Origin of the sequence: Pseudomonas sp. B8(2017) (genome assembly GCF_002113575.1) — a bacterium.
In the GTDB taxonomy this organism is placed as follows: Bacteria; Pseudomonadota; Gammaproteobacteria; order Pseudomonadales; family Pseudomonadaceae; genus Aquipseudomonas; species Aquipseudomonas putida_Z.
This window is the reverse complement of record NZ_NEIO01000050.1, coordinates 1-1,381: the sequence shown is the minus strand read 5'-3', so window position 1 is coordinate 1,381 and position 1,381 is coordinate 1. Positions and strand designations below refer to the sequence as shown.

At 60.0% G+C, this 1,381-nt stretch carries 1 protein-coding gene; it reads left to right on the top strand.

What is annotated here, in order from left to right; genetic code table 11:
- The first annotated feature begins 127 nt into the window (after positions 1 to 127).
- Positions 128 to 1,324: an IS256 family transposase gene (locus CAG22_RS26890; RefSeq protein ID WP_016391483.1), complete on the top strand. Its 1,197-nt coding sequence runs from the start codon at positions 128 to 130 to the stop codon at positions 1,322 to 1,324.
- The last annotated feature ends 57 nt before the right edge of the window (positions 1,325 to 1,381 follow it).

Sequence of the window (1,381 nt, the reverse complement as noted above, 5' to 3'; positions counted from 1 at the left end):
GATCGTGTCCCGGGAAGTGGTGTAACTGAACCAGCCGAAGGCGCCCTGCGGGCGAAAGAGGATGGTCATCGTGGTTCTTGGCTAACGTTGAGTTTGCGAAGACCAAACACTCACCAGAGAAACCACGATGACCAAGCCCACTATCGCATTGACCGAGTTGGTTGAGAAAGGGGCAGATGCTGATCTGCTCAAGCAAATGATCCAGTTCGTTGCCCAGCGCATGATGGAGTTCGATGTCGAAGGCCTGTGCGGCGCCGGCTTCGATGTCAAAAGCCCAGACCGGACAAACAGCCGCAACGGCTACCGTGATCGCCTCTGGCAAACCCGCGCGGGTGACGTTGACCTTAAGATCCCCAAGCTGCGCCAAGGCAGCTACTTTCCTGGTTTTCTTGAGCCTCGACGTACTGCAGAGAAGGCCATGGCGGCAGTGATCCAGGAAGCCTACATTCAAGGCGTTTCAACGCGTTCGGTGGACGAACTGGTCAAGGCCATGGGCATGACCGGCATCTCCAAGAGCCAAGTGTCACGGCTGGCCGGCGAGATCGATGAACGTGTCCACGCTTTCCTCGACCGCCCACTGGAAGGCGATTGGCCCTACCTGTGGATCGACGCTACGTACGTCAAGGTGCGGGAGGCCGGGAGAATCGTCTCGGTCGCGGTCATAATCGCCGTGGCCGTGAACACCGATGGTGGGCGCGAGGTGTTGGGCATGCGGGTTGGCCCTTCGGAAGCAGAACCGTTCTGGACGGACTTCCTGCGAAGCCTCATGCGACGAGGCCTGCGCGGCGTGAAGCTGGTCATCTCTGACGCCCACGAAGGGCTCAAGGCGGCTGTCTCCAAGGTCTTCAACGCGACCTGGCAGCGCTGCCGCGTGCATTTCATGCGTAACGCCATGGCCCATGTCGGCAAGGGACAACGCACCATGGTGGCGGCGCTTTTGCGCACGGTTTTCGCCCAAGACAGCCGTGCCGAATGCCACCAGCAGTGGCGCCTGGTTGCTGACCAACTGCGCGAGAAGTACCCCAAGATCGCAACGCTCATGGACGGCTGCGAGGATGAAGTACTGGCGCACATGGCGTTTCCCAAGGCGCACCGACAGCAACTGCACAGCACTAATCCTCTGGAGCGACTCAACGCAGAGATCAAGCGTCGCACCGACGTCGTGGGGATCTTCCCCAACGACCCAGCCATCACACGGCTGGTCGGGGCGATGCTGCTGGAGCAGAACGACGAGTGGTGCCTGCAACGGCGGTATATGCAGCTGGAGGCCTTTGAGGCCGTCAGCGATAATCCACAGGCCAAGCTGTCGGCCGTGATCAACTAAACGGCAAGCTCAATGGCCAAAGCCATGATGAGTTACACCACTTCCCGGGACACGATC

Excerpts from the sequence above, each read along its gene's own strand:
- CAG22_RS26890 (WP_016391483.1), top strand. The coding sequence starts at position 128 with ATGACCAAGCCCACTATCGCATTGACCGAGTTGGTTGAGAAAGGGGCA.